We start from the raw sequence: 26,963 nt of genomic DNA, 5'->3' as shown, positions 1-26,963 counted from the left end.
TGGGCTGAAAATGGTGCTGATCTTCATTAAGTTATTCAACGTTAGTCAAGAGTAACATTCCGCCAATTGAGCGGTCTTTTTACGCATGGAGAAAAATATGGCTTCTTGGTTCTCAGAAGGGACTGTAACAGTCACTAACGGAAATGCCGTTGTAACTGGCGTCGGTACGAAGTTTTCTAATTGCCGGTCTGGCGACATGTTTGTCGGTCCAGACAACGGCATCTATCAGGTAATCAACCCGTCGAGCGATACCTCTGTGTCGATCTCGCCGGCGTACCGGGGGGCCACATCAGCAGGCGCTGCCTACGGGATCGTTCCAGTTAACGGCTATCCAAAAGCTTTGGCTGATGCGGTCAATCTGATGGTTCAGCAGTGGGGGGCCACGCTTTCTGGGCTTGGCCCGGTGGCGAGCATGACCACTGTCCCTGTTGCAAATGGTGGCACCGGAGCAACCTCGGCCCCTGCCGCGCGCGCAAATCTTGGGCTGGGGGCGGCCGCGCTCAAAGCAGTTGGCAGTGCTGCGGGGAACATCCAGGACGTGAGCTCACCAACGCCCATGGTGGGTAATTCCGCATTTATCGAGCAAGGCAGTCACTTCATTAACTACGGGGACAGCACAACGCTGGTGCCAGCAGGTGGCGCTTACTGGGCGGGCATTCGCGCTCAGTACCCTTTCCAAAACTGCGCTATGGATCTCGTTGCACAAGTGGTTACGGGAAACAGCATGAACTTGATGTTCCGGACCGTCGCCGCGAGTGGTGCGGGCGATCCATGGCGCAAGATTTACCACGACGGAAACACCACCCGTGCCCAAGACGGCACCCTCAAGGCGATTTAATCATGGCAAGAGCAGCAATCAATATCGTGGGCGCTACTGGCGCGATGTACGACCTGACCTCGCTTGGCGGGATCGACGTGGGCAGTTACCGTAAGGACGTGGGTGTGTACTGCTTGACCGGTGCGCTTGGCATGGTTCCGTTTCCACCTTTGGACCAGGGCTGGGGCTTCTCGCTGCACCCTTCGGAAAACCAGGCACTCGTTGATACGTCGTTCTCCGACGGGCTGTTGACCGTAACCGTCACGATGGACGGCCAGCCGTATGACCTGAAAACAATGATCACGCTGCATATCCTGGTGCCGGACTTGGAGGCAATTGTCGTTCCGCCGCCGGTTGCTGACCCTTTGGCAGAGGCGCAGACCGAAATCAATCGCTTGCGCGCAGCCGCCGACTACGCGATCGCACCACTTCAGGACGCGGTCGATGTCGACGAAGCGACCGATGCCGACCTGGCCGCACTGAAGGCGTGGAAGAAGTACCGCGTGGCGCTCAGCCGCGTTCCCGACCAAGCGGATTACCCTCAAACGATCGAATGGCCTGATGTTCCTGCGTAACTGCTGAAGCCGACCACCAGCCGCCTTGTGCGGTTTTTTTTCCTCTGGAGAAAGCCATGCCGATCACCGAGCAGCAGTTGCTGCAGATACTCCCAAACGCCGGCCGCAATGCTGGCGTTTTTGCTCCTGTGCTGAATGCAGCCATGGGCCGGCACGCGATCGTGACCCCGCTGCGCATCGCCGCATTCATCGCCCAGGTCGGGCACGAGTCGGGGCAGTTGCGATATGTGCGTGAGATTTGGGGGCCAACGAAGCAGCAGGCCGGGTACGAAGGTCGTGCCGATCTGGGCAACACCGTGAAGGGGGACGGTTCCAAGTACCGCGGGCGTGGCCTGATCCAGGTCACCGGGCGCGCCAATTATGACGCGTGCGGCGAGGCCCTGGGCCTTGACCTTATCAACAAGCCTGAACTGCTTGAGTTGCCCCAGCACGCCGCCATGTCAGCGGCTTGGTTCTGGTCGACCAAGGAGCTGAACACGCTGGCGGATCAGGGGCAGTTCGAGAAGATCACCCGGCGCATCAATGGCGGACTCACCGGACAGGCCGACCGCCAGGAGCTCTACGACAAAGCGCTTAAGGTGCTGGCGTGACGCCGGTGCAGAAGTTGGCCGGCCTGGTCGTGCTGATTTTGGTCCTGATGGCCAGTGCCGCCGCCGGCGCATGGCAGATTCAGGACTGGCGCCTGGGCAAGCAACTGTCTGAACAGCTGTCCGCGCAGAACGCCGCGCATCGGGGACAGATCGACGCCATCACCAACGAGGCCTGGCGGCAGCAGAAGGCCGAGCAGGACAAACGTCTGGCCACCGAGCAGAAGATTGCGGTGCAGGACCAACAACACGCTCAGGAACTATCCAATGCCCAACGTAACCAAGCTGCTCTGCGCGATCGCCTTGCCACTGCTGATGTCCGGCTGTCAGTCCTTCTCGACGCCACGGACACAGCCAGTAGCTGCAATGTGCCTGCCGCCCCCGGCGCCGCCGGCGTGGTTCATGCAGCCCGTCGAGTCCAACTTGACCCAGCGCATGCTCAACGAATTATCGCCATCACCGATGATGGGGACCAAGGACTGATCGCATTGAGGGCGTGCCAAAGCTATATAAAGAGCATACAGGCCAGGTGAGGTTAGAATCTTAGAGACGCAAGAACTGCGTTCAAGTCAACACCTGTAGCAATTGCTACAAGATTTGCGGTAAATGTTGTAATATCAAGCCCAGCTTGAAGTATATAGGCATAAAGATCACTGGACTCGACAACCTTTTTAGCGGTTTCAGCTGCGGGGTTTTTGGAGATTTCAACAAGAATTTTCGAAAGAATGTCAGGGTTTATATCATTTGGAATTCCAAGCTTTTGATATAGATTATCCTTTGAAATAATATTTAAGCCAGATCCACCGTTATTGTTTGCTATTAGCCCATCAATCAATACGTCAGCATTTCCGGCAATTTTTATACCATCTCCAGCATTGCCTGAAGCATTAACGCCGTACAAACGAATGTTAGCCATGCGTACTCCAATTTGACGTTGATTGTATTGAGTCGAAGAATGGTTGATATTTTGCGTGGTGTCAATTTAGTGGCTCTACCAGCCTTGGCCCTTTGTTCCGTACGTTGCCCACGGCCGTGTCGACCTTGAACCACTCGAACACCTCGGACGGTTCGCCCTGATGTAGAACCATCTGTTCGGCTCGCTCCTTGGGCGTGGCCGGGTCCAACCATTCCCGTGCCAGGTCTGGCGTCAGCGCCACAGGCCGCCGGTCGTGAATGTCCACCATGCCCCCGGCGCTATCGGCGGTGATGATAACGAAGCCATCATGCTCGCCCGGGCCTTCATCAGCGTCCGGCAGTTGGCCAATGGCAGCGCAGAGTATCGGTGCACCATCTCTCCGGCGGATGAGGTAGGGCTGTTTCTTGGGCCCGCCCTCATCCACCCACTCAAACCAGTTGTCGATAGGCGTGATCGCCCGGTGCGGCCAGATCGCCCGGAAGAACGGGCCGTGGGCGACTTTCTCCACGCGAGCATTGATCGGCGCTGCACGGTCTTTTGCCCAGTGTGGTCGCCAACCCCAGCGAACTGGATCGGCGTGTAGCAGGTCTCCCTGCAGGTGCAGTAATGCAACCGTAGTTGATGGCGCCACGTTGTACCGCTCAATCGGCTGATCGCCCACAGAGTTCGCCAGAGCATTGGGCATGCTCAGCGCTGCAACGAAGTCGTGGATTCCCCGGTACTGCGAAAGCCTTCCGCACATAGGCACCTCTCCGTCTGTCGAAATCCCCTACAGAAAAATTGACCGCAAGCCGGCTGCAAAGTTAACTGTACATTCGTACAGTATGTGTAGAAGGCTGCATCATGAGCTTTACCATTTTAGGTCCTATATCCGAAGGCGGCACGAAGCTGCCTTTCTGCTCGTTTCGTGTACCTGCTGGGTTCCCATCACCGGCAGCCGATCACATCGAGCAGCACATCTCATTGGATGAGGTCCTAAATATCAGGGCGCCGCATGTCTATCTCATCGCGATTACTGGTGAAAGTATGCAAGGGGCGGGAATTTTTGAGGGAGACCTGGCTGTTGTGGATCGGTCAATTGAGCCGGCCCACGGACACGTCGTTGTAGCTCTTTTGAACAATGATCCCGTCTGCAAGCGACTGTGCAAACGTGGGAAAGAGGTGATTCTTCTGTCGGAGAATCCGAAATACCCAGCGCGGTATGTCCTGGAGGGGGATGAGCTATCGATCTGGGGCGTGATCACCAGCACGGTGCGCAGTCATGTCTAACACGCCGGTCTTCGCGCTGATTGACTGCAACAGTTTCTATGCGAGCTGCGAACGGGTCTTTCGTCCAGATCTGGCAAAGGTGCCTATCGTCGTACTGAGCAATAACGATCTGAGGGGTGGGAATCGTTAGTAAATCCTGTAGAGTCCGCGCCACCTTCTGAACCCCTCTGGAACAGCAGTTTCCAGGCTTCATAAGGCAATCCATTGGAAGTGTTTTAGGGCAGCGGCATGAGGCTGGTATTCGCAACAAAAGACCTAGCATTAGCAGGTCGATCCTTTGAAGGCTTTCCGTTGCTGATTGGGTCAGAGGGATGGCCAGTCGAGCCAGCTCAATCCTTCCTTTGGCACACGCTTATCGAGTCAGGTGAGGCCCTAAGCGATTTGACTTGGGAAGCCTATGGACGGCGTCTGTACGATTACTTTGCCTTCCTGGAAGCCAATGGATTGGGCTGGGACGAGGAAAGCCCGGCTCACGGTCTGAGTGCTCTGTCGAGGTACAGGGATTGGTCGAGCGGAGAATTAGCACTTGATCCCGGCACGGTGAACAATCGTCTGGCCTTGATCGTGAGGTTCTACCGATGGGCTAAGCAGCGCAACCTGATAACTGTGCTGCCCTTCGGTGAGAAAAGGGTAAGAGTTGCCCAACATTCCGGTCTTCTCAGTCATATCGCTCTGCCCGGAGCCGAGAGCACGAAAGTTTCGGTGATGGTTCGCGACCGAAAGCGCTTGACCAAATTCCTGACCAAGGATCAAGTCAAGGTATGCCTTGCCCTGGATACCGATCCAAGCCACCAGATATTGTTCCACCTCATGGTGCGTACCGGCCTTCGCTCCTGTGAAGCGAGGTCTTTTCCTCTCAAATATGTGTTCAACCCCAGGTTGAAGAAGGGACTGCGCCCAAGGCAAATGATCAGTGTTGCTCTTGATCCTTCAGACATGCATATCAAGTACGACCGGCCTAGAACTATCGACGTGCCATGGTCGTTGATGGAGAGCATGTGGTCTTACTCCCTTCACCAACGAGAGGTTCGTAAGTCCAATGGTGATGGACGTGTTACCGCGCTGCTGCTGACTAATGAAGGCAGGCATTATTCAAAAGATTCCGTAGTGGACGTTATGAAGTCCTATGAAAGAAAGTGCGGTTTCTATGTTCGGGCCCACATGCTACGCCACACCTATGGGACTTATACCTTGCTTGCTCTTCGAAAAAGCAAAGAGTTTGAAGGTGAGCCATTGTTGTATGTCCGAGATAGGCTGGGGCATTCAGATGTGCAAACAACTATGATCTATTTGCATCTCATAAACCAGCTTGAAGCCCAATCCGTCCTTGCTCACGAGGACGAAATTGACATGATGTTTATGACTGATTCGGTTTCGCGTATTTGAGGTAGCACCATTGGCTCGGCAAAAAAGCTACAAGGCGGTTATGCGGTCGGTTACAAAAGGATTCGAGGCTGTCGAAGATGATATCAAGATTGACCTGCCGAGAAACCCGAGAAACCACAGGCAACTCGATCATACGAAATATTTAGGCTTGGGCTTCGACGCTTGGGCAATTCAAAGTCTTCACGTTATCAAAGCTTTGCTACAAGGAGGAAACTTCTCAGTGACGACCTTGATTGGTTACTCTACGAACGGGCTGAGATTTTTTATAAATTTCTTGAGTGGAGGTTCGGTCAAGTCGCCACCTGCAACGCCAAACAGTCTTACCAAAAGCCACTTGGATCGATACGTCTCTTGGCTGAGGCTAAAATACCCTAACGGCTCGACAGCCAAGAATTACTATACTAGCTTCAAGTCGTTAGTTGTTGTTTTGGCTGAATATGGATTTATTGAAGTTAATCTTGACGATCTTTTGCCCCTCAATCCATTTCCTAATAATTCGCAGAGCACTAAAGATGCAGATCCGCTCACCTTGGGTGAAATGCAAAGGCTGATTGGCGCTTTGAAGTCAGATCTTATTGCCATCCATAAGGGTACATTCCTTGGAAATGGCGCGGAGGCGATGGCTGTATTGCTACTAATTACTGCGGCAAGGTCTGGAATCAATACTACGCCGCTCTTGGAGATGAAAAGGGATGCCCTACAGCCTCACCCATTTATTCCTAATCTCAGGTTGATTACTACCGTCAAACGTCGAGGTAAAGGCGCACAGAGCAAAACAATCCGTCAGACTAATCTGCTAGATGAGTACAGTGCTATTCCCCTGGATGGGGTGGCAGTCCTCAATAAGGCGCTGGAGATTTCTAAGCCACTCGTAGCACTGGCACCTGATGAAATATCTTCATGTGTGTGGTTATATCGCTCGGGCCAGCCTGGCCGCTCGAACGACATCGTTACCCTTACACCCGGTGCTTTATATGTCACGGCAAAAAGCATTTGTGAGCGTCATGCGCTTCAGGATGATCAAGGCAATCGGCTAAATGTCACGCTTAGTCGGCTGCGAAAGACTATGGAAAGCCGTTTGTGGAAACTGAGCGGTGGCGACATTATAGAAGTTTCCTCCGTTATGGGTCATACCCCTGGTGTCGCCGATAATCACTATTTGAAAATCAACGATGAGATCAAGGTCGACGGGGCGACATTTGTTGGGGAGGCTTTTCCGGACAAACTACGTGGCATAAACGTTATACCAACCCCACCAGGCGGCTGCAAAGATAGCCTTTACGGTAGTCTGGCACCAAAGGATGGCGTCAATCATTGTTCTGAATTCATCCACTGCCTCGGTTGCCCTAGCTATGCAATTGTAGGCACCTTGGAGGACTTATACCGGCTGTTCAGCTACCAACAATTCTTGTATGCAGAAGTCGAATACTTTCTCACGGACGAGTGGGGCGCATGGCGCAAGCGTCAGTTTGACTATATTCGATTGATAGATGATTTCACCCAGAAGTTTGATCTTGCATTGGTTTCGCAAGCAAGGGCTCAGGCTGAGTCATCTCCGCACTTGTTCTGGGCTAAAAAAATCGAGTTCATGAAGAAAAAATTGGGCGGCGAAATTTGAGCATAAGAACCACGAATGCGGTGTTAAAGGCATATGATGTCCTCATCGCACAGCCAGTTTCAGCGAATGGTCTAAGTCCCGCAGAGCGGGATGCAATCGTGATCAGCGCTATCGTTAATGAAGATGGAGAAACCTTCGTTCTTAGCAGGTTTGGCGATGCACAGTGGGATCTTCGCCCGTTTTTTGATCAGGCCAATATTGCTCATTCTTATAAATTCATCAACTGGGATATGGGCATGCCTCGGGCGCTTATTGATGACTGCAAAGCTGTTGCTTATGCTTGGTTTAAAAGAGGAATGCCTAGATCCAAACCTCCTATCGCACGGGGCATTACTACTTTCGCCGTCGTCAGCGTGATGCCTTTTGTTCGCTGGTTAAACAATCTAGGAGTTTCAAGCTTTGCAGATGTCCGTCCGATCCATGTCAGCAATTACGTTCATCATTGCAAATATGAATTGAAGTTAAGGCCTCTCCCGCTGTATGGGCGATTACGGGTTATTGATTTTCTTTGGGTGTTTTCTGTCGACACGATGTTTCCCATTCAGAGTTATCCTTGGGGTAATTCGACATTGTGGCGGATTTGTGGGGTCGCGAATGTAAAAGGGTTGGGTGCTGCCACTAAAAACGTCGGGCGAACAGATATCATTCCTCATGATGAACAATCTAGGATTTTCAACTATTGCGAAAGCATTGTCCGGGAGATGAAGGCCGAATTGGCAGTCAATGGTATTGGATATCATCCTAGTGATGAACGGATGGCAATTCGTTGCAGAGATGCTGTTCTGTATATAGTTTCAATCACTAGCGGCATGCGCAATGACGAGGCAATTGGAATTGAGGTTGGCGCTTGGCGCAAAGAGTTAAGAAATGGAATTAATTTTTGCTGGGTGACCACAGTCGAGCACAAGACAGGTAAAGGCCAAGTCGAATATCTTGTGCCAGAACTAACGATTGAAGCTTTAAGTCTTTTGGCAAAATATTCAGCACCCATCAGAAAAGAGCTGGATGAAGAGATTAGACAGCTTGCAAGCAATCGGGATTTTTCGTATTCAACTGAACATCTCCTTAGGCTCGAAAAAGCCCGAAAAGACGCGAATAAACTATTTTTGGGACGAAACACACAAGGAGGGAAAGTTCAGGAAAGCCATCATGTTGAGGCTCTCAGCGGGCAAGCATCCAATGCTGCGTTTGACCGTATAGCTAAAGCCGCTGGAAGCGATTGGCCGTTGAGGACGCATCAATGCAGGCGAACATATGCAAGATGCTTTGTAGAATCCCGTATGGGCCGCACTTCATTGATCTACCTCAAATGGCAGTTCAAACACAGCAGCATGAGTATGACCCAACTCTATGCATCCAATCCGCAGCAAGACCTGACTCTCTTTGATGAGATCTTCCAGCAGATGACAGAGTTTAAAATTGACCTGATCGAATCATGGCTCGATGATCAGCCACTGGCAGGGGGCGCTGGCGAAAAGATTGTGGAATTGCGGGCAATTCCAATCAAGGATAGAGCTGCTTTGCTTGCCCAGACCGCCCCACATGCCAACATTCGTGCGACTGGACACGGCTGGTGCATCGCCACAGAGCGGGGCTGCGGAGGTGCTGGTCTATACGAAGCCACACGGTGTCCAGGGTGCAAAAATTCGGTGATCGATGAAGTCTTCGCCAGCACTTGGCAGGACATCTACATTCAACAGCGAGAGCTGATAAAAATTGAGGATGCAGGCCCGGCTGTTAGGCAGCGCGCAGAACGCGACTTGCAGGTTGCACTAGATGTAATTACCAGCCTTGGCCTTTCTCCAGTTGAGGAAATGGAGGAGGCGGCAAATGACTAGACAGGCGGTGGGCCCTGACTCTCCTATTCGCTCCAGGTCGAAGACACTCGCCGCGCTCAACAAGGTCGTCGACGATCTCATTGCTGGTGACGGAAAGCTTTCCATCACATCCGTTGCCCGTGCCGCAGGTGTGACTCCGGGACTCATCCATAACACTTACCCAAGCATAGCGGAAAGGATTCGCAACATCGTTGGCAAGTCGGTGCGAGCCCAGCGAGACTCTAAGCATCAAGCGTTGATGAGCGAGAAAGAAAAGAACAGGGTGCTCCGTGCAGAGAATGATCAGCTTTTAGCGGAGGTAGCTCGGCTGGCTTCGGTTAACCAGCGACTAATATTCGAGATGATTCAGCTGAAGGCGGTTGCCAACGGTAAGGTCACCGCACTCCCTCTGAAACCAGGGCCCAACTAGGCCCTGATGGGGAACCCGCAGAATTCGTAAAAATCGCACGCTAACAGTTCAAGCGTCCCGGCCACGCCTGACTGTAGCTTGTTGACTGGTCAGTCTGTCTCGCGGGTAAAGCGATAGAACAAGTTCGGCTCGCTGACCACGTACAAATACCCTTCATCGTCGATGGTTACGCCTTCGGCTTGGGGTATGCCTTTCAGCAAACCAGCAAACCCCCTCGCCAAGGAGCGGAAACTCACCACCTTGCCCTCATCGGTGATTTCAATCAGCAGTTTCGACTCGTCGCTGAGCAATATCAGGTGGCCACTCTGTTGATCGAAGACGACCGAAGACAAGTCAGTGGCAAATACCTTGTCCTTTACCAAGTTGGACAGGTCGCGCACGTGCAGGGAAAAACCTCCTGCCAGGCTGGCACGAAGGCCGCCCACTTCCAGCAATTGGCGAGGGTCACGCTCCTTGGTCACAAACAAGCGATCACCTTTCAGGTCGTAGGCGAGCCCTTCAAGGCCTTTGTTGTCCGCCTTGCCAAGTGCCAAGGTCAGAGCTGGATACTGGTCTCGGCTCAATGAGCGACCGGGAGAAAGCTTACTGCCTTCGGCGAGGGGGACATCCACGATAACAAGGCTCTGCCGGCGCTCCTCGGCGATTACCAGTTGGCCGTTGCCGGCATAGGACACCGCCTCCACATCGTGGAAACCGTCCAGGCTATAGCGCCTTTCCACGTCACCGTCACGACTGAGGGCCAATAGTTCGTTTGGGCCGTTGGTAACCGCCCATAGCAGGTTCAGGTCAGGGTCGAAGGTCAGGCCCGAAAGGTTGTTGTCCACACCGGGAACCGGCTTAGCATCGAGCTCAACCCGATAGTCAGGCAGCCACACAGAGCGCTCCTGCCAATCGTCGGTGTGCCAGTGGGTCTTGATCCAGAAGTACAACCGATCATCAAGGTGATGGGTGCGGACTTGGAATACGGTAAGCAATACAAAGCACAGCAGTGCCCACATCCAGGCACTTGTTTTCTGTGTTCGGCCCAACCAGTTTTTAGCCATCAAATACATTAGAAGCCTCGTTAATTGGGACTGACGTCACGAGCTGTCATGGTTTCAATCCGACTCGGCGCGGCTCGCACAGGTGATGCACAACGGCGTGGCCGGATCGAATTCCAGGCGGCCCGAGGCGATCAACTCGCCGCATTGGTTACACCAGCCATACTCGCCCTCGTGCCAACGCTTGAGGGCCAGCTGGAGGCGGACGCGTTCATGCTGCGCCCGACTGCGGATGGCATCGTTCATCGCTTGCTGCTGGAGTGCGTCCATCCTCGACAGACGCCCTACCTTGCTTTGATCCAACTCCACCGATTGCGAGCGAGACTCAGCGTCTTCCAGCAACCGATCCAGCTCGGCAGCCCGCTGTTCCAGTAGGGTCTTGAAATGGGCAAGATCGAGGGCGTCGTCCATGGCCGTTAGCGCAGCAGCAACAGTGGGCCAGTGGTGGTGCGCAGCATGCTGGTCGTGGTGCTGCCGACCAGAAACTGACGGATGCGCGAATGACCGTAGGCCCCCATCACCAGCAGGTCGATGCCGTGCTCTTTCTGATAGGCGTGCAAGGTAGGCTCTATCTCGCCGTTCAGGGTCTCGGCGCGAACAGTGAATCCGACGTTGAGCAGCACTTTCTGCGCCCAGTCCAGCTGCGCGGACGATTCGTCGTTCACTGGCCCAACCATCACCAGGTGGATCGGCAGCCCCTTCAGCAGGGGGCTGGCCGCCAGCATCTCCACACCCTTGCGGGTAGTAGCGCTGCCATCGAAGGCCAGCATCGCGCTCTCGGGCTTTTGGAAGTTGGCCGGGGTGACCAGGATTGGCCGGTGCATGATACGAATCACGCTCTCCAGCTGGCTTCCGACATGCTGACTCAGACCGCCGCTAGACTCGCCTTGGCGACCGATGACCAATAGGCGCGTTTCGCTTTCCAGCTCTTGCAGGTTTTCCAGCAGATCGCCATGACGTTGCTTGGACTCCGGCGCGGTCACACCATCCGTCATGGCCCGCTCTTTCGCGGCCGTTAACATGATCCGCCCCTGCTCCAGGGCCAACTTACCGCGCTGTTCATCCAGGGAAGCAAGCTCATCGAGCAGATGCTCGCGGCTGCCAAGGCCGATATTGCCACTCAAGTCGGCCGCAACTGGGTACTGGCGCTGATCCAGCACATGCAAGAAGGTCAGCGGGGCTTCCAGGCTCAGACTGGCCCAGGCTGCGTAGTCGCACACAGCTGGAGCCGAGGTGGAACCGTCGATACAGGCAATTACTTGGGTCATCGTTGTTCTCCTTCTCAGTGGCCCATGAGTTGATCAATGGCGTCGGGTTTATCGTGAACTCCGAATCGATCCACGATAGTGGCGCTCGCTTCGTTGAGACCTAACACTTCAACTTCGGTGCCTTCGCGGCGGAACTTGATAACCACCTTGTCCAGGGCAGCAACTGCGGTGATATCCCAGAAGTGGGCGCGATTCAGGTCGATGGTTACCTTGTTCAGGGCTTCTTTGAAGTCGAAGGCCGCGACGAACTTGTCTGCCGAGCTGAAGAACACCTGGCCAGTGACGTTATAGCTACGATGCTCGCCGGATTCGTCCAGCGAAGAACTGATCGCCATGTAATGGCCAACCTTGTTGGCGAAGAACATCGCGGCCAGCAGCACGCCGGCCAACACGCCGAAGGCAAGGTTGTGGGTGGCCACCACGACCACAACGGTGACGACCATGACAATGTTGGTCGACAACGGGTGCTTCTTCAGGTTGCGCAGCGAATCCCAACTGAAGGTGCCGATGGACACCATGATCATCACTGCCACCAGCGCAGCCATCGGGATCTGCTTCAGCCAGTCGCCGAGGAACACCACCATCAGCAGCAGGAATACACCTGCGGCCAGGGAGGACAGACGAGAACGACCGCCGGATTTCACGTTGATGATCGACTGACCAATCATCGCGCAGCCGGCCATACCGCCGATCAGACCCGAAGCAATGTTGGCCACGCCCTGGCCCTTGCACTCGCGGTTCTTGTCGCTGGGGGTGTCGGTCAGGTCGTCGACAATAGTCGCGGTCATCATCGACTCCAGCAGACCGACCACGGCCAGCGCTGCCGAGTAAGGGAAGATGATGGCCAACGTCTCGAACGTCAGCGGCACGTCAGGCCAGAGAAAGATTGGCAGCGTATCCGGCAGTTCCCCCATATCACCGACCGTGCGGATATCCAGCCCAACCGACATGGCGACTGCGGTCAGCACGATGATGCACACCAGTGGCGATGGGATGAGCTTGCCGATCCTGGGGATATAGGGAAATAGGTAGATGATGCCGAGGCCTGCGGCTGTCATGGCGTAGACGTGCCAGGTGACATTGGTCAGCTCGGGCAGCTGAGCCATGAAAATCAGGATCGCCAGTGCATTGACGAAGCCGGTCACCACCGAGCGCGAAACGAAGCGCATCAGCGAGCCGAGCTTCAGGTAGCCAGCACCAATTTGCAACACGCCACACAGCAGCGTGGCGGCCAGCAGATATTCAAGACCATGGTTCTTGACCAGGGTCACCATCAGCAGTGCCATGGCCCCTGTCGCGGCTGAAATCATGCCTGGGCGGCCACCGACAAAGGCGATCACCACGGCGATACAGAATGAGGCGTAGAGACCAACTTTGGGGTCGACGCCCGCAATGATAGAGAAAGCGATGGCTTCAGGGATCAGCGCAAGTGCGACGACGATCCCCGCGAGCACGTCGCCACGGACGTTGGAAAACCACGTTTGTTTGAGTGTTTGTAGCATCAGAATATCCAAAGCAATGCACCGCACGCATGCCAGGAAAATGGCGAGCGCGTCGATACGAATTCAAATTGTGAGGATTATTTTGCTGTGCGCTTTGGGTGTAAGAACCGGGCATACAGCAGTACGCAGCCGCCAGCGAAACTGGCGGAGGCGAGGTTGTTGCGAGGGGGCGTAGCGCTAAGGCGGCGTAGGCTGCCAGTAGAGCGTTTGGAGTACAGTCATGCTGGTGTTCCTGTAGCTCAAGGGGTATGCGGAGCCAAAAGTATACAGTGAAGCTATCGTCGATTGCGATCCGCCGCCCTGCTTTGCGAAGCCACGTCTGAAATAGGCTTAGTCGAGGAGTATCGCCATCAGGAACGAAGGAAAATAATCAAAAAAATGTTAGGGAGTTAATTTGCTTATAAATCAATATCTTACACTCAACTAACTGTTAGGGTTATTCAGATACAACGATGGCTGCGTCATTGCCCGCAGCTACGACGCCAAGCCGTTTATCAAGATGGGCGAGCCGTATTTTCTAATCAAACACAAGCTGAAGCAACACGGCATCATTCCCTTCTCGTCTAACTACGCGCTCTATGGCGACATGAGCGAGCGAGTGATGACTCTGATCGAATCGATGGTTCCTGCCGTTGAAATTTACAGTATCGATAAGAATAAGTTGCATACTGTGGACGCCCAAAGTTAGATAGGGTTCCCATGGACATTGGCGCTTTTTCTTACAGAGATATCCCTTGGCTACCGTTGAGCACATCCACTTCAGTCCGCATGACCTTTCTGTCAAAGACCGCCTGATTACCTACTCGTCGAATAGCTCCCGGGTAGTAATCGAAGGGCTACCACAAATTTTCTGGGTAAACGGCTTGCCCTGGAGAGAGGCGAACCTCTGGGCTATGGAGCGTGTCACCAATGGGGAAGCAATCCTAAAGACCGTTTCCAGCAACGTTAATGGACTGCTGAACTACGCGAAGTTTTTGGAGAGCCGCAGACTTGAGTGGTTTGAGTTCCCGTCTCGAAAAGCTGATCGGTGTCTCGTTCAGTACCGTGGGGCGCTTATTAAGGCGCGAGATGCTGGTCATATCAGCCCAGCAACGGCCTCCGAGTACATGCGCAACTGCATCAGTTTCTATAGGTGGGTCAGGAAGCGTGGGCTTCTATCTCCGCTGTTGCCACTATGGAAAGACAAGCGCTTTTTCATCAAATACTTTGACCAGGTTGGTTTTGAACGAACCTTCGCTGGCACTACTACCGATCTGGGGATTCCCAACCGGAAACGCATCGGGATCACTTTGGAAGGCGGGTTGCTTCCTGTCACCTCATCTGACCGCGACGTCATTCTCGATTTTGCAAAACGTAATGCCTCGCCTGAGCTGTACCTGATGCTAGCTCTAGGCTTTTTCACGGGTATGCGACTGGGAACAATCTGTGACCTTCGTATCGGCGCGTTGGAACGTGCGATACCTGATCCGTCCGCTAAAGGCCTGCTTAGGATATTTGTGGGGCCAGGTGCGTCCCCGCCCGTGCATACCAAATTTGGAGTAACTGGCCAGGTATGGATTCCCGAAGCTTTGTGTTCAGAAGTTTTGGAATATTCCAAGGGGCTCCGCAGGTTAAGTCGCGAGGCATCTGCTGCCGATGAGAATCGAGACCTAGTTTTCTTGACTCGTTTCGGTAATACCTTCGGACGGCGCAGCAGCGATCAGTCTTCGGCCATAAACGTTGAGATGTCATCGCTTAGAAAAGCAGGCATCACAGCTGGCGTTAAGGTACTCAGGACATTTCGCTTCCATCAGTCCCGGTGCACCTTTGGAACTGAGCTAGCCAAGCTGGCTTTAGCAAATTGCGATGATGTGGCGATAGTGATTGCGACTGTTAGCAATGCATTGCTTCACGGTCGAAATTCGGAGGCTACTACCTTCAAATACATCAAGTTTGTGCAAGCCACACCCGCTAAGCAGGCCATTGCGAACAGCTTCATGGCTGCGTTTACAGGGATTTCTTCCAGGCACGGAGCGAGCAATGAATAATCGGACGTCTTCAGACCTAACGTTTCCAATGCTTGAGTACGCGAAGAACGAGACGCCTTGGGATCTGACCCCATTTTTATACAGCGGTGGTGCAAAGGCAAAAGTGAAGACTGTACGCAATGAAATCACATCAGGTGTTTTAGGGGATCCTTTGCTGGAACGGGTAGAGCTTGTAAAGGAGCTCCACGAGTGTTTGGCCGACGACCTTGTAGGCGGGGGGAGCCGCTTTTCGGCGAATAACAAGATCGGTTCGTTGCGGCAGTTTTTTCGGTGGGCGGATCAATCCGGACGCCAGTTGAGCATTGACAAGGTTGCGCAAGCTTACCTGGGGTGGGCAGAGCATCTTTTACACCGTCACCGTGTGGAAGGATATTTAACTGCCGGATCGTTATACGACACTGCAAGTTTGACAGCGACGATGCTTGATCGAGTGCTAGGCCGAAGCTCGACACTTTTGTACAGCACACGAATTCGCAAACCCAGAGGCAACGGACGGGTTAGAAATGGGAGCGCTGATAAGCAAAGTGTGGAAGAGAGCTTTTCTTTCGGGCAGTTAATTGCCGACCTCTGTACGTCACTCACTTATGAGGCTGTGGCGGGACCACTCCCCATCCAAGTGGCATTGAGATCGGGTACAACGCTACCTATCTGGTGCGGCCTTCGCGATACAGAGAAAGAAGCGTCACGACGGGTTCGACCTCAAACCAAATTCCAGATTGCGGCCATCCTTCGACACCGAGAATTCCGGGACTCTGACGTTTCAATCGAGACTCGATACCCGGCAGTAAATCTGAGAATCGAAGCCGAGATGCTTATGTTCATCGCGCAAACCGGCATGAATTTGTCGCAGGCGCATCAACTTCGGATCGACCAATACCACTATACGAGTCACCTTGATGGTTACCAAGTCAGGTCTTACAAAAAGCGTCGTCAGGGCGAAGTGCTATTTGAAGTTTTCTCAAGCTACAAGGAGTGGTTTGAACGCTACATTGAGTGGCGAAACACGTGGTTTCCGGACGACCTAGAGGGGCTTCTTTTTCCTCTCGTCCGTCTTGGGGGACGTCTCGTTGTAGAAGCTCCTCAGTTCACAGCTCTAGTGCGCCTCTGTACCGATTCCAATATTCGATTCGTTCGACCACGTAAGCTACGGGGTGCTCGTATTAACTGGTTGTTACGTGAATCGCAACGCCCTGAACTGGTCGCGGAAATCGCACAGCACACAGCTGAAACGTTGATCCGTGTGTACGCTGAGCCCAATCCGCAAATTGCGATGATTGAAATTACTCGATTTCACCGGCAATCAGATCCCGTCATTTGCTCACCTGCTCCAGGTGCTTGTGCGACGTCCTTGCCAGAATCGGTCGTAGATGCTCCGACGAATGCACCTGATCCCGATTGTATCAACGCTGCTGGTTGCCTCTTCTGCGTCAATCATCGGGATATTGAAAGCGAAGATCACGTCTGGTCGCTAAGTAGTTTGCGCGTGCTCAAGAGCTTGGAGCTAACTAGATATCGTCCAGCTTCCACGGATAGATCTGAGGAGGCTGACCATCCTGCAATGCTTGCGATTGAGCGTCTGAGTGCGAAGCTGCGGTTCTTTCAAGAAAGTAGCGAGGTGCGTCGGCTTTGGGTTGAGGAGGCACTGGCTCGCATAGCTGAGGAGAGTTATCACCCAGCTTGGGACGGATTTATTCGGCTGGCGGAAGTTACAGCGGGACCTTCCTTATGAATATCCTCACGACGTTAGGGCTTTCTATTGAGTCGCCTCTCGCCGTTCCCGGAGCGCCAAATTACCGTCCTGAGAGCTGGCCTCCGCCACCTGATTGGCCTGTCGTAATTGATGCACAGGGCAAAGTAGTAAGCCGTTGGGGCGACCCAGTTTGGAGGCTTGACCCATGGGCCAAGAAGGCGTTAACGCTAAATTTCGGGGATGGCCCCGCCACAAAAGTCGCGGCGCCCATTAGCTCGGCGAACGCTGATCTGCTTCGTATCATCACAGGCTGGTGGCTATACGGGCCGTACGGCGCTCGCGGCTATCGATCTCTAAAGACGCGGTTCGATCAGATGCGGCGGTTGTTTGTTTTGTGTGAAGAGGCAGGAATACTGGCCAGCGAATTGAGCCGCTTTCCACGCGTATGCGAGGAAATCCCTGCCTTTCTTCATGCCTCAAGAAAGACTGAGTTTCTGTCGTTAATGCATGAGCTATACGCGTCTCGCAGCGCCGTAGGGTTTACTTTGCTGGATTCGGGCTCGCTAACCCGTCTGGCTGCGCTGTTTCCACCCCACCAAACAGCTCAAACACCGTACATTCCTCCACGTATTTGGCACTACCAAGTCACCAGGCTGCGAGAGTGTCTTGATGACTTCCTATCCCATCAACAACAAGTTGAAGCTTGTTACCGGTTCAGCATTGAGGCTTACGAACATAATCATAGAGTTTCAAAAAGAGTGGCGTGCGCAAACGCACAACCTTTTTGCGGCCATAAGATGCATTTATCAGGCGCTAAAACGGGGCTTCGTTTTCTCGGAGCGTTTGCAGATACCGCGAAACGCTTCGGCATTTTTGAGCTACTTGAACGTTGGGTGGGGCGCAGTGGTGAATTGCAAGTAAGAACGCTGACTAGCTATCTGAAACTGGTCAATAGCGCAGGTTTAGCTTACATCCTTAACTTCAGCCTCATGCGAGTCGAGGAAGCTTGGAATCTTCGAGCGGGATGCCTTGAGGTCGAGCACGACAAGAATTTCGGCGACATTTTTTTGTTACGTGGACAGACGACGAAAACGCAGGCCGATAGCGACGCCCTGTGGGTCACATCCCCATCTGTAAAGGTCGCAGTGAGGGCGATGGAGGTCATTTCTCTGTTTCGGTCATTATACGCACCTCATGTAGCTGCGAGCGGGCTCACGGGGCGTTTTTTAACCTCGTTTTCTTACGAACCGTGGGCCCCATCGAGCAAGAAAAATGATCACTCACTGAGACCAAGTATTCCGTCATATTCCGACCTTTTGAGCCACTACGGCAAGGTGTTTGACTTGGAGCGTTTGCGTATCACGAGTGAGGATTTGAAATTGGCCCGGCTAGCTACTCCTACATTGCCGGAGGACTATCAAGTGGGCGCGGTATGGCCGTTAGCATGGCATCAGTTGCGTAGAACTGGTGCAGTAAACATGCAAGCTTCCGGGCTCGTAAGCGATGCCTCGCTTCAGTACCAACTCAAGCACGTCACCCGAGCGATGAGCCTTTACTACGGACAAAATCACTCGCAGATGCGTCTAGAGGATAAGGCTCACACGCTGTACGTTCGCACGATGTACGAGACGCTTGGTAGAGAGTTACAGCAGCTTACGAGTGAGCGTTTTGTAAGTCCCCATGGAGATAAACGTAAGGCTGAGATCGTTCGGCTGATCACGCCAGAGGATGCAAAGAAGATGATCGGTTTGGCGAAGAAGGGTGCCGCAGCATGTCGCCAAATCCTTCTTGGCGTTTGCTCGAGTCGCAAGCCTTGTCCGTACGGAGGAGTCGACAACATTGCTCATTGCGGGGGCGGTGATTCGGAGGATGAAAAACCTTGCCCTGATGTGCTGTATGACTCAGAACGATTGGACGCAGTCGATGATCTTGAACATGTCCTCAAAGAGCGGCTTGTTAATGCTCAGTACGGAAGTCCGCTAATGGAGTCCTTAATCGCTCAACAACGAAGCGTAGAGAGCTTCCGGCGAGTCATAGGGGGAGCAAATGGACGTTGAACTCACGGCGCGTCGCAGCGCGGCCGATCAATATCGCGAGGCTTTTGAGCGCTTGAAACTCAATAAGCCGCAGCTTCTAACGAAGGGGACACCGGTTACTCAAAACAACGTGGCCAAAGAGGCCGGGAGCGATCCGTCGGCACTTAAGAAATCACGTTTCCCGAGTCTCATCGCAGAGATAAAAACCTACATCGAACAACATGCGGAGGAGCGACCTCGTTCGTTGAACCAGATAAATCATCTTGCCCGTCAGAAAAGCCGCGCCTTGCGAGATCGGATTGAGCAGGTTGCCCGACAGCGCGACCAGCTAGCAAGTTTATTGAGCGAGGCGGATGCGAAAATCATAGAGCTGTATGACCGTATTGCTGAGCTTGAACGACAGTTACCTGCGTCCAACATACTATCGTTGGATCCACGCGGGCCCAGAAAGCTTTGAGATGGCAGTCGTGGGGGTACACGATCCGCAACTAGCCGCAAGGCTAGGGGCGATACTCAATGAGCGTGTTGTGAGGCTATGCTCAACGAGCGTCCGCTTTGGCTGACCTTGCTGACTGACCAGGGGGACGAGACGACACCTGGAGTATCGTCGAGGCGGATCATCACGACAGTCGCGGTGGATTTAGAGAATTAAAACTGTCGCTGCGAAGCCCGGCTTTCTGGGGCTTCAAGCCAACTCTGGAGGAAACGCAAAACTGTCGCAAACCCTCAAGTCTCTGCTGTGGAGCGGAGGCCTAGAGAATTAAAACTGTCGCGACCACCCGATTAGGCATGTTGCAACTGTTCAGCGAGTCACGCCTGCGCAATTGCCGACCTGAGCGGGTAGATGAATTCATCCTTCCATCTACGTTCACACATTACAGACTCAACCCAGCCGTCCTTTCTGCTCATTCTCCAACTCGGTGTGACGCTAAGAACAGAACGCGCATCGACGGTAGTGGCGACGGGGACCGGGCACATCGACAGGGCTACATTCTTTGGTAAGCCCCGCGTCAGCGGTTCAGGCGTGCTGGTGCAGGTCGGGCAGCTATAGCTTCGCTCCCATACCCGAATGCCTGATTTTGAGTTTCCAAAGCGCCCGTAACGATGCCAGACCTCAGATGGCCGTCCAAACCCAACGCCATATTTTTCGGCGCTAACTTTCACGGCAGACATGCCCAGGTCAAAATATCTTTCCACCGCCCTCATTCTAGCTGTAGGTAGAAGCCCCTTTCCCACCCTGCTTGTCCTAAAGCAACTAATGAACATTGGGGCAGTTTCACCGGAGATTCTGTTGAGAAGCAAAACACAGCCGAACGGGTAGAGCCATCTGTCTCCGCATGCACAGTTTATGAGCAGCGCAACTGGTCTTGCTGGCGTTTGCTGGTAGTGCGACAAGTCATCGTAGAATGCTTGGCCACGACACACTGCACTCGCTATATCGGCTGCATCCAGTGGTGTTTTTGCGACGAACACGGGGTTTGTTCGTGCTAGATCCTCGTTGATAACGCCCGTCAGGCCGATACTGCCGAATATCCAAAGAGTCGGAACACCAGAGCGATTGCGTTGTTCAGTGCGCTCATATGTCCGCTGCGCAGACTGAGGCGAAATCTGCACTTCTATTGCTAGGCGCGGAGCAAAGGCCGAGTCGCCAACCAGAATGTCAGCCCGCCAATCGTCTACGCCGTCTTCAAGCTCGGCTTGAATGCCTAGAGCAACCAGCTTCTTGTAAATGGCCACCTTCATGGCGATATGGTCTGGGCTTTCAGTGCTGGAGTAGCCCTCAGGGCTCTCTCCAGGAAAATGGGAAAAGTACCTGGTGATGCCTCCATCCCGTCTGAGGGTTTTGGCCTGTGCCGGAAGTTTCGTATCCGGCATGAGCACCTGGCGGCCTTTCGATATTTTCACTACTTTCTTCCAATCTTCATCGCTAAGCACTGAGGCCACAGTACGACAGCCGTTCACTAAACCCACGCAAGCCAAGGCAACCTCCTTTTCCAAAGACGCAGTTCAGATTCACAACAGAGTCAGTATTTGATCTTTAGTAATCTGAAACGTCTGTCAGGTACGACGCCTGGAGAATACTTATTTGGCAGCGACCCGTCACAACGGCGACCAGCCTGCGACAGATTTTTATACCCTGCGACAGTTTTAATTCTCTGAATTTAGCGGGGACCATCGCAGGATGTACTTATGCTTGTGGTCGTGCGCTAACGTTTTAGATCGTTTTGGTTACGAGACACAAGCCCAGTGAGTACGGCACGGGCCCTTTGACGTCGCAAACAATCCAGTGAGCATGAGATGCTGCTATCATCCAGGGTTCAGCGGGGGTGAACGTAAACAAAGGTGATTTGCGGAAGCGTAGTAAGCGTCTAGCCAACACACCTTACTGACCCCAAAGCATACTCCGAAGCTACCAACAAACACCTGAACACCGCTTCTCCAAAGGATAGGCGCTGCGAAATATGCCCGATCCTCGTAGAGACTATTCAAGCTCTGGCTAGAATCAATTATTGTCGATGCCGAGGTTCCAACCATGACCCTAGCCCAACTCCTCCTATTTCTCCCCGCAGCAGCAATCGTTGCCGTCTCACCGGGCGCCAACAACCTGCTTGCATTCGCAAATGGCAGCAGGCAGGGTTTGCTGCCTACAGTGGTCGGTCTGTCAGGTCGGTGTACGGCCTTTGCATTGATGATCGCAATGGTGATTGTCGGTTTAGGCGCATTGCTAGAGGCGTCTGAACCCGCTTTCCAGATTATTAAGTGGGTAGGTGTCCTTTACCTCGCCTATCTCGGCGTAAGAATGATGATAGGCCGTGATTGTCACGAAGATGGGGCTTCGGTATTCCAGCCTGTCGATGCCTACTCCTTGGCACGCAGGGAGTTCATGACTGCCATGACCAACCCCAAAGCAATCTTGCTCTTCACTGCTTTTGTTCCCCAATTCATTGTTGCTGGTACTGGCGCCTCCTTCACTGCCCAGTTCGTCGTTTTAAGTGCAATCTACATTGCGGTCGAGTTTATCGCCGCTATAGGCTGGGCCCTTGCTGGCAGCATCATTCGATCTCTGCACCCTTCGAAGCGGAAATTGTCGATCATCAATCGCATAACGGGTGCAATGATGCTCGGCGCAGCCGCCTTATTGGCTACAGCCAGACGAACTTAAGTGTGTACGTCCGAGCGTCACCCTTACATGATTAAACGGGCTCCCACTTATGCGGAAGCAACTGCTTGATTTCACTCACCCGCTGCGTCGGCAGGCGTCTGAGAACGTCTTTCAGATAAGCATACGGATCATGACCATTCAGCCGTGCAGACTGGATCAGGCTCACGATCGCTGCCGCACGTTTACCGCTGCGCAGCGACCCTGCAAAGAGCCAGTTCTTCGGCCCAAGAGCCCATGGCCTGATTTGGTTTTCGGCCCATTTGTTGTCTATGGGTACGGCACCGTCATCAAGGTAGCGCGACAGCGCTGCGGCCGTGTAAGACCCGACTTGCTGTGACAATGCGCTTTCTAGACTGGCGCTCACGACTAGACAAAATCCATGTTCGAAGGCAAGTCTGAAAGTGGTGGCGACGTAGGGATGGGCGTTAACTTGGGTAAACCAACTCAGACGGCCTATGGGTCACAATTTATTGGTATAAAGGACGGTAAGGAGATTCGCTCCTCGAAATATTGCGATCCTATTATCTAAAATCGGGCGTGTAAGCCCGTCACAGGAGAGGCGATGTCAAAATCCTATGTGATTGGGATTGCAGCTGCAATTTTCGCTACGTTCAGCTGGGCGCTTAATTTTCTGTCTCCTTACATGATGGGAGATTTTGGACCGGTTGATTTTATTACATTGAGATTCATCATCTCTGGCTGCATTGGTCTTGTTGTTATTCGTGTTTATTGGCCTGGCGATCCAGTTTTAAGCTGGCGTTCAACTATGATGGCCGGGCTGCTTGGCGTCCTAGGATATGCTCTTTACATAGGATGCATTATGGGAAGTGTACTTCACGGTGGGGCTATAATCGCACCCGCATTTTTGAGCGCTACGCCGGTTATAGTTGCCATCACAGGCAATTTGATCAACCGAACAGTTTCCTGGAGCAGCTTCTGTGCACCCATAATTCTGGCAGTTTTTGGTTTGGTTGCAACGAATTATGGAATTTTGGTCAGCGTTTTAGATGGAGGCGCGCCCTCGTACCTTGTGGCAGTAGGTTATGCGTTAGGCGCAGTATTGGCTTGGTTAATGTTCAGCATATTAAACCAAAAGATATTGGCAAAAATTCCCCAAGTACATTCAGGTCTTTGGACTGGACTAATGATGAGTGGAGCAGGTGTCAGCGTCCTGCTTTTCTTACCTTTCGGGCTTGTGTTTGGGGTATATAGCTACCCGCACATTGACCTACGTTTGGACAATACTCTACCGGTTTTCGCCGCAGCATCAGCGCTGGCATGTTTTGCCTCCGTTGGAGGGGCATGGGCTTGGAACATTGCAAGCCAGCGGTTACCCATGGCCCTGTCTGGGCAGCTCATTTCTGTAGAAACGATCTTCGCCGCTGCGTTCGGCCTTATCGCCGAAAACCGTCTACCTACCGGTCTTGAGATGCTGGGAGTAATAGCCCTGTTAACAGGTGCCACAATCGCAATAAAGGTCATGACGCCAAGTTACCGCGCAGGTTCGAGTGTACAGGCGTGATTTGCTCTGAAAGCCCATCGGAGAAAGTTCTTTGGTAAGCGTCGTTTGGAGTCACCTACACAAACCCAGCTATAAGCGCGATGGTGTTCATTTTAAAACCGGAGACACCGTGGCGCTTAATGCCGGAGCTTGGAAGATGTGTTGGCTGGACACCGCTGACAGGACGCATACGTCAGTGCGCATTCCACGAACTGGCCGTCGACCGCTAGTGAGCAGGAACCGGGAAAATCGTATACTAAGGTTTTCCGACCTGCCGTAGCGGCCTGAATTTTCCATCTTCCAGTTTGTGGCTCTGCCGCCACACGTAATCGCCTGTCAGGTTGATGTGCTACCAGCCCAACGGCGACAGGTACTGATACAGATCTGTATTCACCGGCTTTCCGGCGTCGGCTGACCTTTGGGCTGCCCGCTCGAGAAACACCGTGTTCCACAGCACAATGGCTGCGGTCAAGTCCAGCAAAGATGGCTAGACACCCGTGTGCACCGGGGCGACATTACAATGTGTGATGCCCGGTGCTTGCGCATTATCACAAAGCGACACGTCCCCCTTTCGCGGAGTATACCTATGTTCAGTCACGTGCACGTCGGAGCTAGGGATCTTGAGTGTTTGGTAGTCTTTTACGACGCCTTGCTGGCGAAACTAGGCCTTATCCAGATGCCTGAAGGGAACGGTGGGGCTGCTCGCGGCGTAGGCTGGCGATACCCCAATAGGCGATGGCCCCAGTTCTACGTCCAGCACCCTATAAATGGTCTTGCAGCCACTTGGGGGAACGGTGTTCAAGTGAGTTTTCTGGCAGCTTCGGAGGCCCAGGTTCGTGAGGTCTGGGCGCTTGCTATTGAGATGGGAGGAACCAATGAGGGTAAGCCGGGCTTTCGAGAATATGCTTCAGATTTCTATGCAGCATATTGTCGGGATCCAGAGGGGAATAAGCTTTGTTTTGCATATGCTCCGGATCCCTAAGCGTAGCTTGAAACTTTGAACAGTCGAGAATCGAGGGCGCAGCATTATCTATCGGGAAGCAAGGCGTGTTCGCCGGACGGATACGGCAGTGGAGCTGCCGTCAAATGCGAGCATCACCTTTTCGGGCTTTTTATAGCTGCTAGCTGTGATCAGGATAGGCCGGTGAATTGTTCGCACCACAGCTTCTATCTGGCTGCCAAGGCTGTGCGCGTTGCGTGAGTTGTCTTCACCCACTCTTCCTATCACCAACAGTCGAATCCTCCTGAAGGTCGCTCAGATTTCTACCAAGTGTCCGTGGCGCTGCTTCAGCTCAGGAAACGCAGCGCCGGAAATGGCCGTTCGCTCCCTGGCCTTTTCCAGCATGTGTTGGCCATGCTCCAAGGCCAGTTTTGCACGCTGCGCATCCAGCGTGGCCAGATCTTCCAGTAGATGTTCACTGCTGCCGAGACCGATATTGCCGCTGAGGTCAGCGGATGCAGGATATTTCTCCTTATCCAGCACATGAAGCAAGGTCAGGGGGAGCGCTGAGACGTTGCGAAGCCCATGCTGCGTAATCACAGACCGCCAATGCGGATTGTGAGTTATCTGCATGCCATTACGTGGGTCATTGTCGTCCTCCTTAGTGGCTCATGAGCTTGTCGATGGCACCGGGTTTGTCATGCATACCGAAGCGGTCAACGATTGTTGCGCTGGCTTCATTGAGACCGAGCACTTCAACCTCAGCGCCCTCACGGCGGAACTTGATCACGACCTTATCCAGCGCTGCGACGGCGGTAATATCCCAGAAATGCGCCTGTGTGAGATCGACGGTGACCTTTTTCAGCGCTTGCTTGAAGTCAAAACCCTCAGTGAACTTGTCTGCAGAGCTGAAGAACACCTGGCCCACAACGTAATAAGTCCGATGCGATTGCGCCTCTTGCAGAGTGCTCTTGATGTCCAGATAGTGTCCGACCTTGTTGGCAAAGAACAGGGACGCCAGCAGCACACCGACCAATACGCCGTAGGCCAGGTTGTGAGTGGCCACGACGACCACGACGGTCGCCACCATGACGAGGTTGGTCGACAGCGGATGCTCTTTCATATTGCGCAAGGAATCCCAGCTAAAGGTACCGATGGACACCATAATCATCACTGCCACGAGTGCCGCCATCGGGATTTTAGAGAGCCATTCGCCAAGAAATACCACCATCAGCAGCAGGAAAACGCCGGCACACAATGTCGAGAGGCGGGTGCGGCCACCAGATTTCACGTTGATGACTGACTGGCCGATCATCGCGCAACCTGCCATCCCGCCGAGCATGCCAGCGGCGATGTTGGCCACACCCTGACCTTTGCACTCGCGGTTTTTGTTGCTGGTGGTATCCGTCAGACCGTCGACGATGGTCGCGGTCATCATCGACTCCAATAGGCCTACAACTGCCAGCGCTGCGGAGTAAGGAAAGATGATGCGCAGGGTTTCAAAGTTCAGCGGCACTTCAGGCCACAGAAAAATCGGCAGTGTGTCCGGCAATTGGCCCATGTCACCCACGGTACGGATGTCCAGCCCGAGGTAAAAGGCAAGTGCAGTCAGTGTCAGGATGCACACTAATGGCGAAGGAATCAGCTTGCCAATCACAGGTACATACGGAAACAGGTAGATTATCCCTAGGCCCGCTGCGGTCATGGCGTAGACGTGCCAGGTCACGTTGGTCAATTCAGGTAACTGCGCCATAAAAATCAGAATCGCTAATGCGTTTACAAAACCCGTGATCACAGAGCGAGAGACGAAGCGCATCAGCGAACCTAGCTTCAGGTAACCCGCGAGGATTTGAAGTACCCCACAGAGCAACGTGGCTGCCAGCAGATACTGAAGTCCGTGCTCTTTAACCAAAGTAACCATGAGCAGTGCCATGGCGCCGGTAGCCGCCGAGATCATGCCGGGACGACCGCCGACGAAGGCAATAACAGCACAGATACAGAAGGAGGCGTAGAGACCAACCTTGGGGTCGACGCCGGCAATGATCGAGAAGGCAATGGCCTCCGGGATCAATGCCAGGGCGACTACGAGACCTGCTAGCACGTCTCCACGGACGTTGGAAAACCACGTTTGTTTGAGCGATTGCAGCATCAGAATATCCAAGGCAAAGCATCGCGCACGCCAAAGGAATGGCGAACGAATCGATACAAGTTCAAATTTTGAGGATTTTTTGCTGTGTGCTTGAGGTGCAAAAACCAGGCGTACAGCAGTGTGCGCCCGCGAGCGAGACTAGCGGAAGCAGGTGTTGCGAGGGGGGCGTAGCGCTAAGGCGGCGTAGGCTGCCAGTAGATCGTTTGGAGTACAGTCATGCTGATGTTCCTGT

24 protein-coding genes and 5 pseudogenes are annotated in these 26,963 nt (G+C 53.4%); 18 read left to right on the top strand and 11 right to left on the bottom strand.

Annotation, left to right across the window (positions count from 1 at the left end):
- The first annotated feature begins 97 nt into the window (after nt 1-97).
- Genes APH41_RS28985 through APH41_RS02150 form a run of 4 tightly spaced genes read left to right on the top strand, consistent with a single transcriptional unit; the run spans nt 98 to nt 2,512 of the window.
- Nucleotides 98-838: a hypothetical protein gene (locus tag APH41_RS28985; RefSeq protein WP_172415500.1), complete on the top strand. Its 741-nt coding sequence runs from the start codon at nt 98-100 to the stop codon at nt 836-838.
- 2 nt (nt 839-840) lie between these two features.
- A complete protein-coding gene (locus APH41_RS02160) occupies nt 841-1,392 on the top strand; it encodes a tail fiber assembly protein (RefSeq protein WP_054917164.1) in 552 nt (183 codons plus the stop codon).
- Between the two features lie 56 nt (nt 1,393-1,448).
- A complete protein-coding gene (locus APH41_RS02155; protein WP_054917162.1) occupies nt 1,449-1,982 on the top strand; it encodes a glycoside hydrolase family 19 protein in 534 nt (177 codons plus the stop codon).
- Entirely contained in the window at nt 1,979-2,512 is a 534-nt protein-coding gene (locus tag APH41_RS02150) for a lysis system i-spanin subunit Rz (protein ID WP_054917161.1), read from the top strand. Before APH41_RS02155 ends, APH41_RS02150 begins: the two co-directional genes overlap by 4 nt.
- 2 nt (nt 2,513-2,514) lie before the next feature.
- Here the strand turns inward: APH41_RS02150 and APH41_RS02145 are convergent, their stop codons facing one another.
- Together APH41_RS02145 and APH41_RS02140 are read right to left on the bottom strand one after the other, a co-directional pair.
- Entirely contained in the window at nt 2,515-2,895 is a 381-nt protein-coding gene (locus tag APH41_RS02145) for a hypothetical protein (RefSeq protein ID WP_054917160.1), read from the bottom strand.
- Nucleotides 2,896-2,956: 61 nt separating this feature from the next.
- Nucleotides 2,957-3,637, bottom strand: coding sequence for an SOS response-associated peptidase family protein (locus APH41_RS02140; protein ID WP_054917158.1), 681 nt, complete (start codon nt 3,635-3,637; stop codon nt 2,957-2,959).
- Between the two features lie 101 nt (nt 3,638-3,738).
- On the opposite strand from APH41_RS02140, the gene APH41_RS02135 reads away from it, so the two are divergent.
- The 6 genes and pseudogenes from APH41_RS02135 (at nt 3,739) to APH41_RS02110 (ending at nt 9,415) form a co-directional block, all read left to right on the top strand.
- Entirely contained in the window at nt 3,739-4,164 is a 426-nt protein-coding gene (locus tag APH41_RS02135; RefSeq protein ID WP_034135895.1) for a LexA family transcriptional regulator, read from the top strand.
- Nucleotides 4,157-4,273, top strand: a pseudogene (locus tag APH41_RS27805) (hypothetical protein); the annotation flags it as partial. The gene APH41_RS02135 and the pseudogene APH41_RS27805, both read left to right, overlap by 8 nt.
- A gap of 119 nt (nt 4,274-4,392) precedes the next feature.
- Nucleotides 4,393-5,550 carry a tyrosine-type recombinase/integrase gene (locus APH41_RS02130; RefSeq protein ID WP_028692960.1) on the top strand — a complete coding sequence of 386 codons (1,158 nt, stop codon included), beginning with the start codon at nt 4,393-4,395 and terminating at the stop codon, nt 5,548-5,550.
- Between the two features lie 10 nt (nt 5,551-5,560).
- A complete protein-coding gene (locus tag APH41_RS02125) occupies nt 5,561-7,168 on the top strand; it encodes a hypothetical protein (protein WP_032904191.1) in 1,608 nt (535 codons plus the stop codon).
- Nucleotides 7,169-7,266: 98 nt separating this feature from the next.
- A complete protein-coding gene (locus APH41_RS28980; RefSeq protein WP_223271185.1) occupies nt 7,267-9,006 on the top strand; it encodes a tyrosine-type recombinase/integrase in 1,740 nt (579 codons plus the stop codon).
- Nucleotides 8,999-9,415, top strand: a complete 417-nt coding sequence (locus tag APH41_RS02110; protein WP_079384160.1) for a TetR family transcriptional regulator — start codon at nt 8,999-9,001, stop codon at nt 9,413-9,415. Before APH41_RS28980 ends, APH41_RS02110 begins: the two co-directional genes overlap by 8 nt.
- A gap of 89 nt (nt 9,416-9,504) precedes the next feature.
- Here APH41_RS02110 and APH41_RS02105 read toward each other — a convergent pair whose 3' ends face one another.
- From APH41_RS02105 to APH41_RS02090, 4 genes are read right to left on the bottom strand one after another with little or no spacing between them, the layout of a single operon-like run.
- On the bottom strand, nt 9,505-10,467 hold the full coding sequence (locus APH41_RS02105; protein ID WP_028692954.1) for an SdiA-regulated domain-containing protein: 963 nt from the start codon (nt 10,465-10,467) through the stop codon (nt 9,505-9,507).
- Between the two features lie 45 nt (nt 10,468-10,512).
- On the bottom strand, nt 10,513-10,866 hold the full coding sequence (locus tag APH41_RS02100; protein ID WP_028692953.1) for a TraR/DksA C4-type zinc finger protein: 354 nt from the start codon (nt 10,864-10,866) through the stop codon (nt 10,513-10,515).
- A gap of 5 nt (nt 10,867-10,871) precedes the next feature.
- On the bottom strand, nt 10,872-11,723 hold the full coding sequence (locus APH41_RS02095) for a universal stress protein (RefSeq protein ID WP_028692952.1): 852 nt from the start codon (nt 11,721-11,723) through the stop codon (nt 10,872-10,874).
- A 14-nt stretch (nt 11,724-11,737) separates the two neighbouring features.
- Entirely contained in the window at nt 11,738-13,225 is a 1,488-nt protein-coding gene (locus tag APH41_RS02090; RefSeq protein ID WP_028692951.1) for a SulP family inorganic anion transporter, read from the bottom strand.
- Between the two features lie 448 nt (nt 13,226-13,673).
- Here APH41_RS02090 and APH41_RS02085 point away from each other — a divergent pair.
- The 5 genes and pseudogenes from APH41_RS02085 to APH41_RS02065 form a co-directional block, all read left to right on the top strand.
- Nucleotides 13,674-13,880 (top strand): annotated as a pseudogene (locus tag APH41_RS02085) (DNA polymerase V subunit UmuC); the annotation flags it as partial.
- Nucleotides 13,881-13,959: 79 nt separating this feature from the next.
- Complete coding sequence (locus APH41_RS02080) at nt 13,960-15,252, top strand: site-specific integrase (RefSeq protein WP_032873808.1); 1,293 nt, start codon at nt 13,960-13,962, stop codon at nt 15,250-15,252.
- Nucleotides 15,245-16,981 carry a hypothetical protein gene (locus tag APH41_RS02075; protein ID WP_019819593.1) on the top strand — a complete coding sequence of 579 codons (1,737 nt, stop codon included), beginning with the start codon at nt 15,245-15,247 and terminating at the stop codon, nt 16,979-16,981. The genes APH41_RS02080 and APH41_RS02075 overlap by 8 nt, the downstream gene beginning before the upstream one ends.
- Nucleotides 16,978-18,999, top strand: a complete 2,022-nt coding sequence (locus APH41_RS29250; RefSeq protein ID WP_236183096.1) for a hypothetical protein — start codon at nt 16,978-16,980, stop codon at nt 18,997-18,999. The genes APH41_RS02075 and APH41_RS29250 overlap by 4 nt, the downstream gene beginning before the upstream one ends.
- Complete coding sequence (locus APH41_RS02065) at nt 18,989-19,435, top strand: hypothetical protein (RefSeq protein ID WP_019819597.1); 447 nt, start codon at nt 18,989-18,991, stop codon at nt 19,433-19,435. Before APH41_RS29250 ends, APH41_RS02065 begins: the two co-directional genes overlap by 11 nt.
- Before the next feature lie 353 nt (nt 19,436-19,788).
- Here the strand turns inward: APH41_RS02065 and APH41_RS02060 are convergent, their stop codons facing one another.
- Entirely contained in the window at nt 19,789-20,883 is a 1,095-nt protein-coding gene (locus tag APH41_RS02060; protein WP_019819598.1) for a competence protein CoiA family protein, read from the bottom strand.
- A gap of 628 nt (nt 20,884-21,511) precedes the next feature.
- Between APH41_RS02060 and APH41_RS02055 the strand changes: the two genes are divergently transcribed.
- Nucleotides 21,512-22,141 carry a LysE family translocator gene (locus APH41_RS02055; RefSeq protein ID WP_019819600.1) on the top strand — a complete coding sequence of 210 codons (630 nt, stop codon included), beginning with the start codon at nt 21,512-21,514 and terminating at the stop codon, nt 22,139-22,141.
- A gap of 31 nt (nt 22,142-22,172) precedes the next feature.
- Here APH41_RS02055 and APH41_RS02050 read toward each other — a convergent pair.
- Nucleotides 22,173-22,448 (bottom strand): annotated as a pseudogene (locus APH41_RS02050) (transposase domain-containing protein); the annotation flags it as partial.
- A 255-nt stretch (nt 22,449-22,703) separates the two neighbouring features.
- Here APH41_RS02050 and APH41_RS02045 point away from each other — a divergent pair.
- Nucleotides 22,704-23,663 (top strand): DMT family transporter, encoded by a 960-nt coding sequence (locus tag APH41_RS02045; RefSeq protein WP_019819605.1) that lies wholly within the window; start codon nt 22,704-22,706, stop codon nt 23,661-23,663.
- 235 nt (nt 23,664-23,898) lie between these two features.
- On the opposite strand, the pseudogene APH41_RS27795 reads toward APH41_RS02045, so the two are convergent.
- Nucleotides 23,899-24,114, bottom strand: a pseudogene (locus APH41_RS27795) (Tn3 family transposase); the annotation flags it as partial.
- A gap of 114 nt (nt 24,115-24,228) precedes the next feature.
- Here APH41_RS27795 and APH41_RS29245 point away from each other — a divergent pair.
- Complete coding sequence (locus tag APH41_RS29245) at nt 24,229-24,624, top strand: VOC family protein (protein ID WP_019819608.1); 396 nt, start codon at nt 24,229-24,231, stop codon at nt 24,622-24,624.
- 84 nt (nt 24,625-24,708) lie between these two features.
- Here APH41_RS29245 and APH41_RS02035 read toward each other — a convergent pair.
- Nucleotides 24,709-25,232, bottom strand: a pseudogene (locus APH41_RS02035) (universal stress protein); the annotation flags it as partial.
- Nucleotides 25,233-25,243: 11 nt separating this feature from the next.
- Nucleotides 25,244-26,731 carry a SulP family inorganic anion transporter gene (locus APH41_RS02030; RefSeq protein ID WP_019819612.1) on the bottom strand — a complete coding sequence of 496 codons (1,488 nt, stop codon included), beginning with the start codon at nt 26,729-26,731 and terminating at the stop codon, nt 25,244-25,246.
- Between the last annotated feature and the right edge of the window lie 232 nt (nt 26,732-26,963).

It is taken from the genome of Pseudomonas sp. NBRC 111138, assembly GCF_001320835.1.
GTDB classification, from domain to species: domain Bacteria; phylum Pseudomonadota; class Gammaproteobacteria; order Pseudomonadales; family Pseudomonadaceae; genus Aquipseudomonas; species Aquipseudomonas paracarnis.
Note: the sequence above shows the minus strand (reverse complement) of the source record. Positions and strands in the feature narration are given on the sequence as shown.

Bases quoted from the DNA above. Each gene is read 5' to 3' on its own strand.
- APH41_RS02095 (WP_028692952.1), bottom strand. From the start codon at position 11,723: ATGACCCAAGTAATTGCCTGTATCGACGGTTCCACCTCGGCTCCAGCT.
- APH41_RS28985 (WP_172415500.1), top strand. From the start codon at position 98: ATGGCTTCTTGGTTCTCAGAAGGGACTGTAACAGTCACTAACGGAAAT.
- APH41_RS02105 (WP_028692954.1), bottom strand. From the start codon at position 10,467: ATGTATTTGATGGCTAAAAACTGGTTGGGCCGAACACAGAAAACAAGT.
- APH41_RS02110 (WP_079384160.1), top strand. From the start codon at position 8,999: ATGACTAGACAGGCGGTGGGCCCTGACTCTCCTATTCGCTCCAGGTCG.
- APH41_RS02145 (WP_054917160.1), bottom strand. From the start codon at position 2,895: ATGGCTAACATTCGTTTGTACGGCGTTAATGCTTCAGGCAATGCTGGA.
- APH41_RS02140 (WP_054917158.1), bottom strand. From the start codon at position 3,637: ATGTGCGGAAGGCTTTCGCAGTACCGGGGAATCCACGACTTCGTTGCA.
- APH41_RS02065 (WP_019819597.1), top strand. From the start codon at position 18,989: ATGGACGTTGAACTCACGGCGCGTCGCAGCGCGGCCGATCAATATCGC.
- APH41_RS29250 (WP_236183096.1), top strand. From the start codon at position 16,978: ATGAATATCCTCACGACGTTAGGGCTTTCTATTGAGTCGCCTCTCGCC.
- APH41_RS02160 (WP_054917164.1), top strand. From the start codon at position 841: ATGGCAAGAGCAGCAATCAATATCGTGGGCGCTACTGGCGCGATGTAC.
- APH41_RS02030 (WP_019819612.1), bottom strand. From the start codon at position 26,731: ATGCTGCAATCGCTCAAACAAACGTGGTTTTCCAACGTCCGTGGAGAC.
- APH41_RS02155 (WP_054917162.1), top strand. From the start codon at position 1,449: ATGCCGATCACCGAGCAGCAGTTGCTGCAGATACTCCCAAACGCCGGC.
- APH41_RS29245 (WP_019819608.1), top strand. From the start codon at position 24,229: ATGTTCAGTCACGTGCACGTCGGAGCTAGGGATCTTGAGTGTTTGGTA.
- APH41_RS02100 (WP_028692953.1), bottom strand. From the start codon at position 10,866: ATGGACGACGCCCTCGATCTTGCCCATTTCAAGACCCTACTGGAACAG.
- APH41_RS02045 (WP_019819605.1), top strand. From the start codon at position 22,704: ATGTCAAAATCCTATGTGATTGGGATTGCAGCTGCAATTTTCGCTACG.
- APH41_RS02135 (WP_034135895.1), top strand. From the start codon at position 3,739: ATGAGCTTTACCATTTTAGGTCCTATATCCGAAGGCGGCACGAAGCTG.
- APH41_RS02075 (WP_019819593.1), top strand. From the start codon at position 15,245: ATGAATAATCGGACGTCTTCAGACCTAACGTTTCCAATGCTTGAGTAC.
- APH41_RS02130 (WP_028692960.1), top strand. From the start codon at position 4,393: ATGAGGCTGGTATTCGCAACAAAAGACCTAGCATTAGCAGGTCGATCC.
- APH41_RS02090 (WP_028692951.1), bottom strand. From the start codon at position 13,225: ATGCTACAAACACTCAAACAAACGTGGTTTTCCAACGTCCGTGGCGAC.
- APH41_RS02055 (WP_019819600.1), top strand. From the start codon at position 21,512: ATGACCCTAGCCCAACTCCTCCTATTTCTCCCCGCAGCAGCAATCGTT.